Annotated in this window: 13 protein-coding genes; 6 read left to right on the forward strand and 7 right to left on the reverse strand. The window is 75.1% G+C overall.

Annotated features, from left to right (window positions below; genetic code table 11):
• Positions 1-38: 38 nt before the first annotated feature.
• From pheT to ACIBPC_RS13245, 3 genes are all read right to left on the reverse strand, one after another.
• A complete protein-coding gene (gene pheT / locus ACIBPC_RS13235; protein ID WP_398843763.1) occupies positions 39-2561 on the reverse strand; it encodes a phenylalanine--tRNA ligase subunit beta in 2523 nt (840 codons plus the stop codon).
• Positions 2561-3691: a phenylalanine--tRNA ligase subunit alpha gene (pheS, locus tag ACIBPC_RS13240; RefSeq protein ID WP_362968038.1), complete on the reverse strand. Its 1131-nt coding sequence runs from the start codon at positions 3689-3691 to the stop codon at positions 2561-2563. Before pheS ends, pheT begins: the two co-directional genes overlap by 1 nt.
• A gap of 126 nt (positions 3692-3817) precedes the next feature.
• Positions 3818-4903, reverse strand: coding sequence for an ATP-binding protein (locus ACIBPC_RS13245; RefSeq protein ID WP_362968039.1), 1086 nt, complete (start codon positions 4901-4903; stop codon positions 3818-3820).
• Between the two features lie 205 nt (positions 4904-5108).
• Here ACIBPC_RS13245 and ACIBPC_RS13250 point away from each other — a divergent pair, with 205 nt between their 5' ends.
• The 6 genes from ACIBPC_RS13250 to ACIBPC_RS13275 all read left to right on the forward strand — a co-directional run bounded on the left by ACIBPC_RS13250 (position 5109) and on the right by ACIBPC_RS13275 (position 12359).
• Entirely contained in the window at positions 5109-5849 is a 741-nt protein-coding gene (locus ACIBPC_RS13250) for a Crp/Fnr family transcriptional regulator (protein WP_398843767.1), read from the forward strand.
• 141 nt (positions 5850-5990) lie between these two features.
• Positions 5991-6803: a hypothetical protein gene (locus tag ACIBPC_RS13255; RefSeq protein WP_398843770.1), complete on the forward strand. Its 813-nt coding sequence runs from the start codon at positions 5991-5993 to the stop codon at positions 6801-6803.
• Positions 6797-8932 carry a hypothetical protein gene (locus ACIBPC_RS13260; protein WP_398843773.1) on the forward strand — a complete coding sequence of 712 codons (2136 nt, stop codon included), beginning with the start codon at positions 6797-6799 and terminating at the stop codon, positions 8930-8932. The genes ACIBPC_RS13255 and ACIBPC_RS13260 overlap by 7 nt, the downstream gene beginning before the upstream one ends.
• Positions 8933-8971: 39 nt before the next feature.
• The gene (locus tag ACIBPC_RS13265; protein WP_398843776.1) at positions 8972-10084 is read left to right on the forward strand and encodes a hypothetical protein; all 1113 of its coding nucleotides are present in this window, start codon (positions 8972-8974) and stop codon (positions 10082-10084) included.
• Positions 10085-10135: 51 nt separating this feature from the next.
• Positions 10136-10648: a Pycsar system effector family protein gene (locus tag ACIBPC_RS13270; RefSeq protein ID WP_398843778.1), complete on the forward strand. Its 513-nt coding sequence runs from the start codon at positions 10136-10138 to the stop codon at positions 10646-10648.
• Between the two features lie 55 nt (positions 10649-10703).
• Positions 10704-12359 (forward strand): M48 family metalloprotease, encoded by a 1656-nt coding sequence (locus ACIBPC_RS13275; RefSeq protein WP_398843781.1) that lies wholly within the window; start codon positions 10704-10706, stop codon positions 12357-12359.
• A 31-nt stretch (positions 12360-12390) separates the two neighbouring features.
• Here the strand turns inward: ACIBPC_RS13275 and ACIBPC_RS13280 are convergent, their stop codons facing one another.
• The 4 genes from ACIBPC_RS13280 to infC all read right to left on the reverse strand — a co-directional run bounded on the left by ACIBPC_RS13280 (position 12391) and on the right by infC (position 14877).
• Positions 12391-13257, reverse strand: a complete 867-nt coding sequence (locus ACIBPC_RS13280) for a TrmH family RNA methyltransferase (protein WP_398844367.1) — start codon at positions 13255-13257, stop codon at positions 12391-12393.
• A gap of 185 nt (positions 13258-13442) precedes the next feature.
• Complete coding sequence (gene rplT / locus ACIBPC_RS13285; protein ID WP_052850732.1) at positions 13443-13829, reverse strand: 50S ribosomal protein L20; 387 nt, start codon at positions 13827-13829, stop codon at positions 13443-13445.
• Between the two features lie 111 nt (positions 13830-13940).
• Complete coding sequence (rpmI, locus tag ACIBPC_RS13290) at positions 13941-14135, reverse strand: 50S ribosomal protein L35 (RefSeq protein ID WP_362968042.1); 195 nt, start codon at positions 14133-14135, stop codon at positions 13941-13943.
• An 85-nt stretch (positions 14136-14220) separates the two neighbouring features.
• The gene (infC, locus tag ACIBPC_RS13295; protein ID WP_362968043.1) at positions 14221-14877 is read right to left on the reverse strand and encodes a translation initiation factor IF-3; all 657 of its coding nucleotides are present in this window, start codon (positions 14875-14877) and stop codon (positions 14221-14223) included.
• Positions 14878-14960: the final 83 nt, after the last annotated feature.

Genomic DNA, 14960 nt, shown 5'->3' on the forward strand with positions numbered 1-14960 from the left:
GCCCGGCGGGGCGGTGGAAGGGGCGTACGGCGGCGGGGTCAGGCGCGCAGGCCCGCCCCCGTCCGCTCGGCCGCGGCCGCGACGGCGGCCTCGCGCGCGGCGGTCAGCTCGTCCGCCGTGAGCGTGCGGTCGGGAGCGCGGAAACGCAGCGCGTACGCCAGGGACTTGCGGCCCTCGCCCAGCTGCTCGCCGGTGAAGACGTCGAACAGGCGCAGCGATTCCAGCAGCCCGCCCGCGCCCTCCCGCAGCGCCGCCTCGACCTCGGCGGCCGGCACACCGGCGTCCACGACCAGCGCGACGTCCTGCGTGGCCACCGGGAACGACGAGATCCGCGGCGCCTCCACGACCCCGGCCCCGGCCCGTTCCAGCAGGTCGAGGTCTGCCTCCATCGCGCAGGTGCGGGCCGGGAGACCGAGGGCCTTCACGACGCGCGGGTGCAGCTCGCCCGCGTGGCCGACGACCGTGCGCTCGCCGTCCAGGACCACCGAGAGCGCCGCGCAGCGGCCGGGGTGCCAGGGGGCGTACCGCGCGTTCTCCAGGTGCAGTTCGGCGCCCGCGGCACGGGCGACGGTACGGGCGGCCTCGACCGCGTCGGACCAGCCGGCCGGGCGTCCGCCGCCCCACCAGCCCTGCTGCTCGCGCACCCCCGCGAGGACGGCGGCGACGTGCCGGGGCTGCCGGGGCAGCGCGGCGTTCAGCGCGGCGATCTCCTCGTCGGACGGCCGGGCGGTCACGGCCGGGCGGAACGCGGCGGGCTCGTCGCCGGTCGCCAGGAAGACCAGGCCGGTCTCGAAGAGGGCGAGGTCCTGCGCGCCGCGCCCGTGGTTGCGGCGCAGGGCCTCCAGGAGGCCGGGCAGCAGCGTGGTGCGCAGCCCGCCCTCGGTGTCGTCCAGCGGGTTGACGAGGCGGACGGTGCGGCGGCGCGGGTCGTCGGCGGCCAGGCCGAGCGCGTCGTACTGCGCGGGGCCGGTGAACGGGTAGTTCGGCGCCTCGACGTACCCGGCGCCCGCGAGGGCGCGGCCGGTCCTGCGGTGGAGCCGCTGCCGCTCCGTCAGGCCGCGTCCGGCCGGGGGCCTCGGCAGCCGGGACGGGAGGGCCGCGTAGCCCTCCAGCCTGATGACCTCCTCGGCGAGGTCGTTGGGGTCGGTGAGGTCGGGCCGCCAGCTGGGCGGGGTGACGGTCAGCACGTCGCTGCCGGTGACCGAGCAGCCGACCTGCTGGAGGCGGCGCACGACGGTCTCCCGCCCGTAGGCGACCCCGGCCACCCGGTCGGGGTGGTCGGCGGGGATGGTGACCGGCGCGGCGGGGGCGGCGCCGCCGATCTCGGTGACGCCCGGGTGCGCCGTGCCGCCGCCGAGGAGCACCAGCAGGTCCACCGCGCGCTGGGCGGCGGCGGGCGCGGCCTCGGGGTCCACGCCGCGCTCGAAGCGGCGGGACGCCTCGCTGGCCAGCTTGTGGCGGCGCGCCGAGCGTGCGATGGGGACCTGGGCGAAGTGCGCGGCCTCCAGGACGATCTCGGTGGTGCCCTCGGGCGCGCCGACCAGCGGCTGCTCGGTGGTGTCGGCGATCTCCGTGTCGGCGCCGCCCATGACGCCGGCCAGGGCGACCGGGCCGGTGTCGTCGGTGATGACGAGGTCCTCGGGGTCGAGGACGCGCTTGGCGTCGTCGAGCGTCGTCAGCCGCTCGCCCGCCGTGGCGCGCCGGACGCCGATGGGTCCGGAGAGGCGGGCGTGGTCGTAGGCGTGGAGGGGCTGCCCGATCTCCAGCATCACGTAGTTGGTGATGTCCACGGCCAGCGAGATGGGGCGCATCCCGGCCTTCTGGAGGCGGCGGGTGAGCCACACCGGGGACACCGCGTCGGGGCGCAGGCCGGTGACGCGGCGGACGACGAGGCGATCGCACGCCTCCTGGTCCTCGACGCGCGCCGGGTAGCCGTCCGCGTTGGGCGCGGGGACGTCGAGCAGCGCCGGGTCGCGCAGCGGCAGGCCGTACGCGGTGGCGGCCTCGCGGGCGAGGCCGCGCATCGACAGGCAGTAGCCGCGGTCGGGGGTGACGGCGATGTCGAGGACCTCGTCCACCAGCTCCAGCAGGGCGATGGCGTCGGTGCCGGGCTCGTGTCCCGGCGGGAGGACGACGATGCCGTCGTGGTCGTCGCCGAGGCCCAGTTCGCGGGCGGAGCAGATCATGCCCTCGGAGACCTTGCCGTAGGTCTTGCGGGCGGAGATCTCGAAGCCGCCGGGCAGGACGCCGCCGGGGAGGATGACGACGACGTGGTCGCCGGGGCGGAAGTTGGTGGCGCCGCAGACGATGTTCTGGGGCTCGCCCGTGCCGTTGGCGGCGCCGACGTCGACCTGGCACCAGCGGATCGGCTTCTTGAAGCCGGCGAGTTCCTCGATCGCCAGGACGCGGCCGACGACGAGCGGTCCCGTGATGTCGTCGCCGAGCCGCTCGACCGTCTCGACCTCTAGGCCCGCCGCGATGAGCCGGGTGGCGACGTCGCGGCCCGACGTCCCCTCGGGCAGGTCCACGTACTCGCGCAGCCAGGAGAGCGGGGCGCGCATCAGATCTCCATCCCGAACGGCCGGGTGAACCGGACGTCACCCTCGATCATGTCTCGCATGTCCACGATGTTGTGGCGGAACATCAGCATCCGCTCCAGGCCGAAGCCGGCCGCGAAGCCGCTGTACTTCTCCGGGTCGATGCCGCAGGCGATCAGGACGCGCGGGTTCATCACGCCGCAGCCGCCCAGTTCGATCCAGCCCTCGCTGGAACAGGTGCGGCAGGGCCGGTCCGGGTTGCCCACGGACTCGCCGCGGCAGCGGAAGCACACCATGTCCATCTCGGCGGACGGCTCGGTGAAGGGGAAGTAGTTCGGGCGCAGCCGCGTGTGCATGCCGGGGCCGAAGAGCGACTGCACCATGTGGTCGAGCGTGCCCTTGAGGTCCGACATGGTCAGGCCCTCGTCGATGGCGATCAGCTCGACCTGGTTGAAGACGGGGGTGTGCGTGGCGTCCAGCTCGTCGGTGCGGTAGACGCGGCCCGGGCAGACCACGTACAGCGGCGGCTTGCGCGTCAGCATGGAGCGGATCTGCACCGGCGAGGTGTGCGTGCGCAGGACGAGTCCCGAGCCGTCGGCGGGGGTGCCCTCGCGGTCGTCGGCGACGAAGAACGTGTCGTGCGTCGTCCTGGCCGGGTGGTCGGGGCCGATGTTGAGGGCGTCGAAGTTGAACCAGTCGGCCTCCGCCTCGGGGCCCTCGGCGACCTCGTAGCCCATGGCGACGAAGATGTCCTCGACGCGCTCCGACAGCGTGGTGAGCGGGTGCCTCGCCCCGGCGGGCACGCGGTCCCAGGGGAGGGTGACGTCCACCGCCTCCTCCACGAGCACGCGCTCGTCGCGCTCGCGCTCCAGCTGCTCCTGGCGGGCGGCGAGCGCCTTGGAGACCGCGCCCCTGGCCTGGCCGACGCGCTTGCCCGCGTCCGCCTTCGCGTGCGGCGGCAGGGCGCCGATCTCGCGGTTGGCGAGGGCGAGCGGCGAGCGGTCGCCCGCGTGGGCGGTCCTGACCTCGCGCAGGGCGTCGAGGCTGCCCGCCGCGGTGATCGCGGCCAGCGCCTCGTCCCGGGCGGCGTCGATCCGTTCCGGCTTGAGCGCCTCGACCTCGACTGGGTCGTACGACTTGTTGGGTGCCGACATCTCTTCCCGTGCTTCCGTTTGGCTTGACGCCCCGCTGCGCGCCCCGGGGTGCCCGGGGACCGAGTCTAAGCGGGTGCGTGGCGACTTCCGAACGCGGCGTCGGCCCGCGGGACCGGGGCGCTCCCCTCAGGAGAAGAAGGGCGGGGTGCCCGCGGGCAGCACGAAGCGGAAGCGCGCGCCGCCGCCGTCGGAGCGGCCGGCGGTGACGGTGCCGCCGTGGGCCTCGACGATGCCCTTGACGATGTACAGGCCGAGGCCGGTGCCGGCCCGGTCGCCGCCGCGCCAGAAGCGGGTGAAGACGCGCTGCGCGGCGTCCTCGGGGATGCCGGGGCCCTCGTCGCTCACGGTGACCGCCGTCCCCTCCTGGCCGCGCCGGGTCTCGGCGGGGGGCGCCGGGCGCATCTCGACGGTGACGGTCCCGGCGCCGTGGCGCACCGCGTTCTCCAGCAGGTTGCCGAGGACCTGGTCGATCTTGTCGGGGTCGGCCCACAGGCCGGGGAGCCGTCCCTCCACACGCAGGTCGAAGCGGTCGGGGGGGCAGCCGCCGTGGACGAGGGTGGCGACGTGGCGGCGGACGGCCTCGTCGAGGCGCACGGGCTGGCGGCGCAGCTCCAGGCGGCCTGACTCGATGCGGGAGACGTCGAGCAGTTCCGTGATGAGGCGGGTGACGCGGTCGGCGTCGCCGTCGACGGTCTGGAGCATCAGGCGCTTCTGCTCGTCGGTGAAGCGTTCCCACTTGTCGAGCATGGTCGCGGTGAAGCCCTTGACCGAGGTGAGGGGGGAGCGCAGCTCGTGGGCGACGGTGGCGATCAGCTCGGCGTTGTTGCGCTCCGAGCGCTTGCGGGCGTCGGTGCCCCGGAGGGTGACGACGAGGCGGCGCAGGGGTCCCGAGGGGCGGGTGCGGACGTAGCGCGCGGCGACGAGGACCTCGCGGCCGTCGGGGAGGACGAGGTTGCGCTCGGGCTGTCCCGAGCGGGTGGCGAGGCCGTGGTACGGGTCGGTGAGCCGCCACCAGCGGCGGCCCTCGGGGTCCTCCAGCGGGAGGGCCTGCTCGATGGGCGCGCCGAGCGCGGCGGCGGCCAGGCGGCCGGTGAGGCGTACGGCCTCGGCGTTGAAGCAGGTGACCATGCCGTCACTGTCCGCGACGACCAGTCCGTCGGGAAGATCATCGGGCCGGAGGTCCGACTCCCCGGCACCGGCAGCGGAATGCATCCCCGTGAGCCCCTCTCCCAGTGCCGGTCAGCCTACTAGTGCCGGGCGGGGAGGAACTCCCCCTGTACGCCCCCGGTCACGCGGGAACGCGGCCTCCCCCGGCGGTTTCCGGCGGTCCCGGGCGGTCGGGCGGTGCGGGGGCCCGTGCCTGAGCGCGGTCGCTCCGCTACGGTGTGGCCGCACGTGTCTACTTCAGGGGCTCCCCATGGTCGAGAACGCGCCAGGCGACGGCGCCGGTCCTCCCTCCTTCCCTTCGTTCCCCTCCTTCGACGACCGCGTCCCGTTCCTCGTCCGCCTGGAGGAGACGGAGCGCAAGGCGCTGCTCGCGCTCGGCAGGCGGGTCACGTACGGCCTGCGGACGCAGATCATCCACCAGCACGACCCGTCCACCCACGTCCTGCTCGTCCTCAAGGGCCGGCTGATGGTGACGGCCGCCGCGGCGAAGGGGTACGTGGTGCTGCTGGCGCTGCGGCGGCCGGGCGACATCGTCGGGGAGTCGGCGGCGCTGTCGGGGGCGCCGCGTTCCGCGTCGGTGACGACGCTGGAGGAGGTGGAGTGCGCGTCGGTGGGGCGCGGGACGTTCCTCGACTTCCTGGCCGACTACCCGCACGCGCACCACCAGTTGAGCGGTCTGCTGGTGGACCGCGTACGGGCGGGTGACCGCAGGGCGCTGCAGTTCGCGTCGCTGTCGGTGCGGGAGCGGCTCGCGGTGCTGCTGCTCGACCTGCTGCGCTCGCACAGCCGCCGCACCGAGAGCGGACTCGAACTGACGGTGCCGCTCAGCCAGCAGGAGCTGGCCGGTTCGGTCGGCGCCTCGCGCGAGGCGATAGCCCGGCTGCTCACCGACCTGCGCAGGAACGGCGTGGTGGACACCGCGCGCCGCAGGATCGTCGTGCTGCGGCCGGAGGTGCTGCGGCGGATCACGGCCGGGGTCGAGGGGCTCTGACGGCCGGAAGAACCGTGTGCGCGGGGGAAGTTGTGCGTCATCGGTCACACTCCGTCTGTGCCGGTCGTCCTACGCGGAAGTGCCTCCGGTGGCGCAGGCTGATCACCGCAAGGAGGCACACCTTCCGAGGAGCGAGCCGTCATGGCAGATGCCGAGTCCGAACCGTTGCACAGGACCATCGTGCTGACCGACATCGAGGGATCGGGCAGCGGTGACGACGTCGTGCGGCGCGTGCGGCGCCACCACATGCACGAGGCGGTGCAGTACGCGCTGGAGGCGGCCGGTGTCCGGCACACCGACCAGCACCTGGAGGATCGGGGGGACGGCCTCATGGCGCTGATCAGCCCGCTGGTCGGGAAACCGGCCCTGCTGCGGGCGCTGCTGGCCGAGGTCCCGGCGCGGCTCGGGGCGTACAACCGGGTGGCGGCGGACAGCGCGCAGGTGCGGCTGCGGGTGGTCGTGGCGGCGGGCGAGGTGACGCCGCACCGGCTGCCGGGCGTGCACGGGGGCGCGTACGGCTGGGACCTGGACCAGGCGTTCCGGCTGCTGGACGGGGAGCCGCTGAAACGGGCGCTGCGCGAGCGGCGCGGTGGCGCGGAGCACGGCGACTCGGCCGACATGGTGCTGTGCGTGTCGGAGTCCGTGTACCAGGGCGTGGTGCGGCACAACCACCGCGGCATCCGCGGCGACTCCTTCCACGAGGTGGCGGTCGAGGGGAAGGAGGGGCTCGTGCGCGGCTGGCTGCACGGGCGGCCCGCCCCCGGTGGTACGGCACGGGGGTCCGTACCACCGGGGACGGCGGCGGGGCAGCGGCTGCCGGAGGTGATGGTCCTGGGGGACGCGCAGTTCGGGCACCGCTACGGGGTCACCGGCGGCCATGTCGGCGGCGACGTGGTGATGGGCGACAAGATCATGCGCGCCGACGGCGACGGGGAGGGCGTTGACGGATGGTGACGGAGGACGAGAGGCCGGCGCCCGACGCGCAGCCGCCGGGGCCCGCCGAGGAGCCGTCCGCGGCCGCCGTGGACGAGGGCGGGCGCCCGGCCGACGCCTGGGACGCCGCGCGGGAACTGCGCGACTACGCCCCCAGCGCGTTCGGCGCCGCGGCCAGGCACGGGGTGTCCGGCGGCCGGGTCACGGGGGACGTGGTCCTGGGCGACAAGGTGTACGTGGGCGGCCCGCGCGAGCAGCTGCACCTGTCGGGCGAGGTGCCGGGCGCGGAGGTGGCGGCGCTCGCCGAAGTGTTCCACGAGGGCGACGCGTTCGAGGGCGCGCTCGCCGAACTGCGGGCGTCCCGCGTGGTGATCCTCAGGGGGGACCACGACTCGGGGCGCCGCGCCGCCGCGCTGATGCTGCTGCGGCGCGCCGGGGCGTCCCGCATCCGCGCGCTCGACCCGGACACGGGCCCGGCGGCGCTGGTGAAGGACGTGGCGGCGGCGGACGGTTACGTCGTCTGCGACCTGGTCACGACGCGCAGCAACCCGCTGCGGCAGCACCATCTGCTGCGCTGCCAGGAGCGGATGCGCAAGCGGGACGCGTACCTCGTCGTCACCGTCGCGCGCTCCGCGGCGCTGGGGGACGTCGAGCCCGTCGAGTGGCGCCGCCCCGGCCCGGAGTCCGTGCTCGCCGCGCACCTGCGGCACCACCTGGCGTCGGACGGCGAGGCCGGGCGGCTGCTCGCGCTCCCGCAGGTGCGCGCCTTCCTGTCCGTCGGCGGGCGCCCGGCACGCCACGTCGCGGGCTTCGCCGCCGAGGTGCTGCGCCACCACCGCGGGGAGATCCCGGCGGAGGAGCTGGAGTCGTACGGCCAGGAGGCGCTGCTGCGCGAGGTGGACGGCTGGCTGAGCGCGCCGCCGGACCGGGTCGGGCTGCGGGACAAGGCGTTCCTGCTGGCGCTCGCCGTCCTGGACGAGGGCCCGTACGCCACGGTCGCGCAGCTGGGCGACCGCCTGTGCGGGGAGCTGCAGGCCGTCGAGTCGCCGGGCGACGAGCCGGGCCTCACCGTCTTCGGCACGTCGCGCGCCGCCCGCATGGAGCTGGCGCGCGCGGACGTGTACGTGGAGAGCGCGCTGACGAGCTGGGGCCCCGAGGACCGGGAGATGACCCGCTTCCGCGACCGGGGGACGGCCGACCTGCTGCTGCGCGAGGCGTGGTCGGCCCACCCGGCGGTACGCGGGCCGTTCGCCGCCTGGCTGACGGAACTGGCGCGCGACGGCGACCCGTTCGTCCGCACCCGCGCCGCCGCCAGCGCGGCGGCCCTCGCCCGGCACGACTTCTCGGCCGCCATGCACGGACTGGTGCACGGCTGGGCGTCGAGCCGCGACTACCGCCTGTCCGTGCAGGCGGCGAACGCGCTGGCCCTCGCCGCGTACGCCGGGACGGCCGCCGTGCACCGCGTCCTGCGCGACTGGGCCGCCGGGGGCCATCCCCGCCGCCGCTGGACCGCCGTCCGCGTCTACGCGCTGACCGGCCCGCTCGCCCCCGAGGAGACCCTGGACGCCCTGGCCGAGCTGGCCCGCACGGCGAGCCGCGCCGACGGCACGGACAGCGCGGGCGGCGAGGACGGCGCGGGCGGCGACGGCGAGGCCGCCGCCCTCGTCCAGGCCACCGAGCTGCTCCTGCTGTCCACGCCGGGCGACTCCGTGCCCCGCCGCCTCGTGCGCTGGTGCGTGGACGACTCCCCCGCCCTGCGCGCGCTGGCCCACGGCGCCCTGGTGAGCGCCGCCGTGCGCCGCGAGGAGCCGCACGACGACCCGGCGGGCTGGCCCGTGCTCCTGCGCCGCTGGGACGAGGAGGACGCGGGCTCGCCCGTACGGGAGGCGCTGGCGGCGCTGTGGCGGCGCGTCCTGCGGGACCGCGCGGCGGGCGGCGCGGCCCAGCGGTGCCTGCGCGCGTGGGTGCTGGTCGCGGGGCGGGACGAGGCGGCGGAGGCGGCGCTCGCCGGCATGCTGCCCGCCCTGGTGACCGCCGGCTCCGACGCCGACCGCCTCGGCTACCTGCTGCGCACCATGCCCGACGAGAACGGCGGCCCCCCGCCGCCCGTGGCCGCCCGGCTGCTCGCGGCGCTGCGGCGCGGCACGTGAACACGGACACGACCAGGGAAAAGAGAGAGGCAGCGACACATGGCGGGATTCCGCTACTCACCCCAGTGGGACCAGCACGCCGGACGCGACACGGACATCGTGGACCCCGTCCTGGTCGTCAGGCCGCTGGCACGCTTCGAGTTCACCGCCAGGCGGCCCGTCACGCAGGTCGACCACGCGCTCGTGTTCACCGGCCCGCGCGGCGCCCTCGCGGTGTACGTGCCGCCGCACCGGCCGACGCGCGGCGAGCTGGGCGGCGGGCGCTTCGTCTCGGTGCACGAGGTGGACATGGGCATCCACCACTTCCGGCGCGCGCTGGCACTGCCGTCGGACGACGACGCGTTCTCGTTCACGGCCGACATCGACGTCTCCTGGCGGGTCGTGGCGCCGGACCGGGTGGTCGTGAGCCAGGTGCGGGACGTGCCGGCGCACGTCGTGCCGCGCCTGGAGCAGCGGCTGCGGACGCTCACCCGGGCGTTCGCCGTCGAGGACAGCGCGGGCGCGGAGCACGCCGTACGCGAGGACCTGTCCCGCGTCCAGCTGGCCGAGGACCTCGGCGTGCACCTGACGTACGCGGTGAGCCTCGACATGGACGCGGCGGCCCGCGAGCACCACTCCGCCCTGCGGGACATCCGCTACCAGGCGCAGCGCGTCGACCCGCAGGCCGAGCTCGACAGGATGCGCGAGATGCGCCGCCAGGAACTCGACCTCATGCGCCAGGCGCACGACCACCGCCTGCAGCGCGCGGAACTCACCCACGAGCAGCAGATGCTGTCCGAGAAGGCCAGGTTCTACGCCTGGCACCTGGAGCAGCGGGGCGTCGTGCCGTGGGCGCTCGAAGTCGCGCAGCGCCCGCAGGACCTGCCGAAGATCCTGGAGATGCTCGACGGGCGGCAGCAGGCGAAGGTCGTCGAGCAGCTCGGCGTGCTCGACCGGGTCGTCTCCAGCGGCCACTTCGAGGACTACCAGCTGGAGGAGCCGGTCCGGCAGGCGCTCACGGCCGTCCGCGACCTCTTCACCGGGCAGCCCGCCGCGGGACACCGCCCGGGGGATCCGCGCGCGGAGCCCGCGGCGATCGAGCAGGGCAGGCCGTCCGGTCAGGCGGCGGTGCCGCCCATGCCGTCCGCGCCGCCGCCCGACCCGCGGTCCTGACGCACCCGGGCGGCGCGACACGGACAGGAACGATCAGGGAGGGAGAAGGGAATGGCGGATCCGGTCACGGGGGCGGCGTCCGGGCCCCTGGCGGAACGGCTGCTGGCCGAGATACGCGTCGAGATCGCGCGGGCCGACGGCAAGGCGGCGTCCCTCGTGGGGGCGCTCGGTCTGACCACCGGCCTGCTGGGCGGGGCGGTGGCGGCGAGCGACTGGTCGCCCGGGGCGCTGTCGGTCGCCGCGCAGGTCCTGTGGTGGGTGGGGGTGGCCGGGCTGTCGGTGTCGCTGACGGCGTTCCTGCTCACCGTCGCCCCGCGCTACGGCAGGGGGCGGTGGACGCCCGGCGCCCCGCTGACGTACTTCGGGGACGTGCTGCGGGCGGCGAAGGGCGGGCAGCTGGCGGAGGCGCTCGCCGCGAGCACGGACGCGTCGGGGGACCGGCTCCTGCACGCGCTCGGGGTGACGAGCCGGATCGCGATGATCAAGCTGCGCTGGGTGCGGGTGGGCCTGGTGTCGTTCATCGCGGGGATGGTGTGCGTGCCGGCCGCCCTGTTCATCGGATGAGCCGCCGGACGACGGCGCGGCATCCGCACGGCATCGCTGGAGACCGAGAGGGACGATGAACGAACATCAGGACGACCGGACGGCATCCCGTTCGCCCGATCCGCGCGTGCGGCTCTGGTCCCGGGAGGAGGGCGGCGCGGGCCGCGCCGGGGGCGCGGAGGGGGCACCCCCGGCCCACCCGTCGGTCCCCCCACAGCCCGCGCACCCGGCGGAACACCCCACCGCGGCAGCGCCGCCGGCATACCCGGGCGAACACCCAGCCACCACGGCACCACCCGCGTACCCGAACGAACACCCCGCCGCCACAGCACCCCCCACCTACCCCGACGAACTCCCCACCACGACCCCACCTCCCGCGTACCCGAACGAACACCACGCCACCACGGCACCACCCGCCTACCCCGACGAACGGCTCCCGCAGGACACAACCCCGCCCGCCTACCCGGCGGAACACCCCGCCACGACCCCACCTCCCGCGTACCCGAACGAACACCCCGCCGCCACAGCGCCCCCCACCTACCCCGACGAACTCCCCACCACGACCGCACCACCCGCCTACCCGGGCGAGCAACCTCCGCCCGCCTACCCCGAGTCCCCGGCCACCGGCCGGGGTGCCGCGCCGCCCGCCTGTCCGGGGGACGCGCGGCCCGGCGCGGCCGGTCTCGTACCGCCGCGGTTCCAGCCCCCGGCGGTCCCCCCGGTGCCGGTGCCGCTGCCGGTGCCGGAGCAGCGCGTCTTCGACCCGTCCAGCGACCTGGCCCTGCACGACGGCCGCCGCTACGTCGACCGCCGCCAGCGCGGCGCCGACGCCACCGCCGTCAGCGAACTGCTCACCCTGGCCCCGCACTTCCTGTGCAGCGCCTTCATCGTCTCCAGCGTCGCCGTCGCCCTGCTCGGCGCCCTCCCGGGCCTCCTGGTCCTGCTGGCCTGGCTGGCGTCGGGCGCGCTGGTGTTCCACCGGCCGACGGAACGCAGGCTCGCCGTCGGCATGTTCCACCTGCGTCCGCCGACCCGCGAGGAGTTCGCGTACCTGGCGCCCATCTGGTCGGAGATCGGGGCGCGTTCGCGCATCGACCACACCGACTACGAACTGTGGATCGAGGAGAGCGACGAGATCAACGCGGTGGCCGCCGCCGGACACATCGTCGGCGTCACCAAGCGCTCGCTCACCCAGCTGCCGCCCGGCCGCCTCGCCGCCGTCCTCGCGCACGAGCTGGGCCACCACACCGGCGGCCACACCTGGGCCCGGCTGATCGGCATGTGGTACGCCCTCCCGGCCCGGCTGACCTGGGCCGTGACGCGCACCGTGCTCGCGGTGGTGTTCCTGGTCGCGCAGAAGCTGTTCTGGCTGGGCGGGGCGTTCGTCATCCTCTTCATGGGCGTCACCGTCGTGGCGGCGGCGCTCGTCATGCCCTGGCTGTTCCTGCCCATCGTGCTCACCCCCTACCTGCTGGCGGCCGTGAGCAGGGCGGGCGAGTACCGCGCCGACCGCAAGGCGGCCGAACTGGGCTTCGCGCCCACGCTCGTCGCGGTCCTGCGCGAGGCCGAGCTGCGCGAGGCGGGCGCGCGGCGGGAGAAGGAAGGGAAGCGGGACAGGCGGGGGAGGAAGGGCGCGCAGCGGTCCGGCGTCCTCGGCCGCCTCCTCAGCACCCATCCGCCCTCGGAGGAACGGGTCAGGCGGCTGATGGAGTACGGGCAGGCCGCGCCCTGACGCCGCTCCCCCGCATCCGGGCCGGGCGGGGTCAGCCGGCGGCGGACCCGCCCGGCGCCCGGCAGCCGCCGGGGGCCCGCTGGGCGCGGGCGGAGGCGTAGAGGCAGACGGCCGCCGCCGTCGCGAGGTTCAGGCTCTCCGCACGGCCGTGCAGCGGCACGCGGACGACCGCGTCGGCCAGCGCCCTGGTCTCCTCGGGCAGGCCCCACGCCTCGTTGCCGAAGATCCACGCGGTCGGGCCGCCCATGGCCCCGGCGTCCAGCTCGGCGTCGAGGTCGCGGTCGCCGCCGCCGTCGCCCGCCAGGACCCGCACCCCGGCCCCTGTCAGGCCGCGCACGGCGTCCCCGACGGGCACGCCGACGGCGACCGGCAGGTGGAAGAGGCTGCCCACGGAGGCGCGGACGGCCTTGGGGTTGTAGACGTCCACCGAGGCGTCGGTGAACACGACGGCGTCGGCGCCCGCCGCGTCGGCGCAGCGCAGGACGGTCCCGGCGTTCCCCGGGTCGCGGACGTGCGCGAGGACGGCGACGAGCCGCGGGCGCGCGGCGAGGACCTCGTCCAGCGGCCGGTCGAGGAAGCGGCAGACGCCGACGAGCCCCTGCGGCGTGACGGTCCCCGAGATCCCGGCGATCACGTCGTCGCCCGCCAGGTGGACGGGCACACCGCCCGCGCGGACGGCGGCGAGGAGGTCGGCGTGCCGCTCGGCGGCGTCGGGGGTGGCGAAGAGTTCGAGGAGCGTCGGCAGCCCGTCCGCACGGTGGCCGACCGCCTCCCGGACCGCCTGGGGCCCCTCGGCGAGGAAGCGCCGTTCCTTGCCGCGGAAGCTGCGCCTGGTCAGCCGCCTGGCGGCGGTGACGCGGGGGGAGCGGGGGGAGATCAGCTCGGCGGCTGGGCCCATGGGCACGCGCTCACCTCTCGTGGAACGGTCGGGCGGCTCGTCGGCTGCGCGGTGACGGGGTGGGGAGGACGGCCGGGCGGCCGCGGGGCCGGGGCCGGGGCCGACAGCACGGAACCCGCAGGCCGCCTGGCCTGCGGGTCCGGTGGAGCGGAGCGGCGACGACGCGCGGGGCGCGGTCGGTCGGCTCAGGCGGCGGCCCGGGGGGCGTTCACGTCGCTGGGGAGGGCCTTCTGCGCCGTCTCCACGAGGACCGCGAACGCGTTCGGGTCGTTGACCGCCAGCTCGGCGAGCATCTTGCGGTCCACCTCGATCTCAGCGGCCTTCAGGCCCTGGATGAAGCGGTTGTAGGTGATGCCGTTGGCGCGGGCGGCCGCGTTGATCCGCTGGATCCACAGCTGGCGGAAGTCGCCCTTGCGCTTCTTGCGGTCGTTGTAGTTGTAGACGAGGGAGTGGGTGACCTGCTCCTTCGCCTTGCGGTAGAGGCGCGAACGCTGACCGCGGTAGCCGCTGGCCTGTTCGAGGACCGCCCGGCGCTTCTTGTGGGCGTTGACCGCCCTCTTGACGCGTGCCACGTGTGTACTCCTTGCAGGGGGGCCGCGGAGCGTGCGCGCGGCCCGGAAACGGATGGGTCCCGGTCGGTGTCGGGCGCGCGGCGGGCGGTGGCCCCGCCGGTCGCGCCCGTCTCACATGCCGAGAAGCTTCTTGATCCTCTTGGCGTCGGCCGGAGCCGTCTCCGTGGTGCCGGCGAGGCGGCGGGTCAGCGTGGAGGGCTTGTGCTCCAGGTAGTGACGGCGACCGGCGCGCTGGCGCATCACCTTGCCGGAACCAGTGACCTTGAAGCGCTTACTGGCACCGCTGTGCGTCTTGTTCTTCGGCATGTCGCCGTTCTCTCCTCGTCCTGTTACCTGCGCCGCCGTACCCGCGGGTCGTCCCCGCGGCGGCGGCGTACGCGCCGGCCCGTCGTCAGGCCGACGCCTTGCCCTGCTGCTGCTCGCGGTCGGCAGCGGCCTGCTCGCGCTCGGCGGCCTGGCGCTCCGCCTTGCGGATGGCCTGGGCCTCGCGTGCCTCGGCCATGGCCTCGGTCTTCTTCTTGTGCGGGCCGAGAACCATGATCATGTTCCGGCCGTCCTGCTTGGGGTTGGACTCCACAAAGCCCAGATCCTGCACGTCCTCGGCAAGCCGCTGAAGCAGCCGGAAGCCCAGCTCGGGGCGGGACTGCTCACGACCGCGGAACATGATCGTGATCTTGACCTTGTCCCCCTGCTTCAGGAACCGGACGACATGACCCTTCTTGGTGTCGTAGTCGTGCGGATCGATCTTCGGCCGGAGCTTCATCTCCTTGATGACCGTGTGCGCCTGGTTCTTGCGCGCCTCACGGGCCTTCATGGCCGACTCGTACTTGAACTTTCCGTAGTCCATGAGCTTGCACACCGGCGGGCGGGCTGTCGCCGCCACCTCGACCAGGTCCAGGTCGTACTCCTGGGCAAGCTCCAGGGCCTTGGCAAGCGGCACGATGCCGACCTGCTCGCCACTGGGACCGACGAGTCGCACCTCGGGGACGCGAATCCGGTCGTTGATGCGGGGCTCGGCGCTGATGGGGCCTCCTCGGTTGCGCCGCACGGATGTCTGGCGGACAGCCGTGCCGGATCGTTCGTGTGGGCCGCCGCCGGAACCGCCGCCGCGCCCCGGAGGGCTACGGTGGC

The sequence above is a fragment of the Streptomyces sp. NPDC049879 genome (assembly GCF_044461265.1).
Lineage (GTDB): Bacteria > Actinomycetota > Actinomycetes > Streptomycetales > Streptomycetaceae > Streptomyces.

Coding starts and splice junctions, on each gene's coding strand:
- ACIBPC_RS13265 (WP_398843776.1), top strand. CDS start 8,972: ATGGCGGGATTCCGCTACTCACCCCAGTGGGACCAGCACGCCGGACGC.
- ACIBPC_RS13280 (WP_398844367.1), bottom strand. CDS start 13,257: ATGGGCCCAGCCGCCGAGCTGATCTCCCCCCGCTCCCCCCGCGTCACC.
- ACIBPC_RS13270 (WP_398843778.1), top strand. CDS start 10,136: ATGGCGGATCCGGTCACGGGGGCGGCGTCCGGGCCCCTGGCGGAACGG.
- pheT (WP_398843763.1), bottom strand. CDS start 2,561: ATGCGCGCCCCGCTCTCCTGGCTGCGCGAGTACGTGGACCTGCCCGAG.
- ACIBPC_RS13250 (WP_398843767.1), top strand. CDS start 5,109: ATGGTCGAGAACGCGCCAGGCGACGGCGCCGGTCCTCCCTCCTTCCCT.
- ACIBPC_RS13245 (WP_362968039.1), bottom strand. CDS start 4,903: ATGCATTCCGCTGCCGGTGCCGGGGAGTCGGACCTCCGGCCCGATGAT.
- ACIBPC_RS13275 (WP_398843781.1), top strand. CDS start 10,704: ATGAACGAACATCAGGACGACCGGACGGCATCCCGTTCGCCCGATCCG.
- rpmI (WP_362968042.1), bottom strand. CDS start 14,135: ATGCCGAAGAACAAGACGCACAGCGGTGCCAGTAAGCGCTTCAAGGTC.
- ACIBPC_RS13260 (WP_398843773.1), top strand. CDS start 6,797: ATGGTGACGGAGGACGAGAGGCCGGCGCCCGACGCGCAGCCGCCGGGG.
- ACIBPC_RS13255 (WP_398843770.1), top strand. CDS start 5,991: ATGGCAGATGCCGAGTCCGAACCGTTGCACAGGACCATCGTGCTGACC.
- pheS (WP_362968038.1), bottom strand. CDS start 3,691: ATGTCGGCACCCAACAAGTCGTACGACCCAGTCGAGGTCGAGGCGCTC.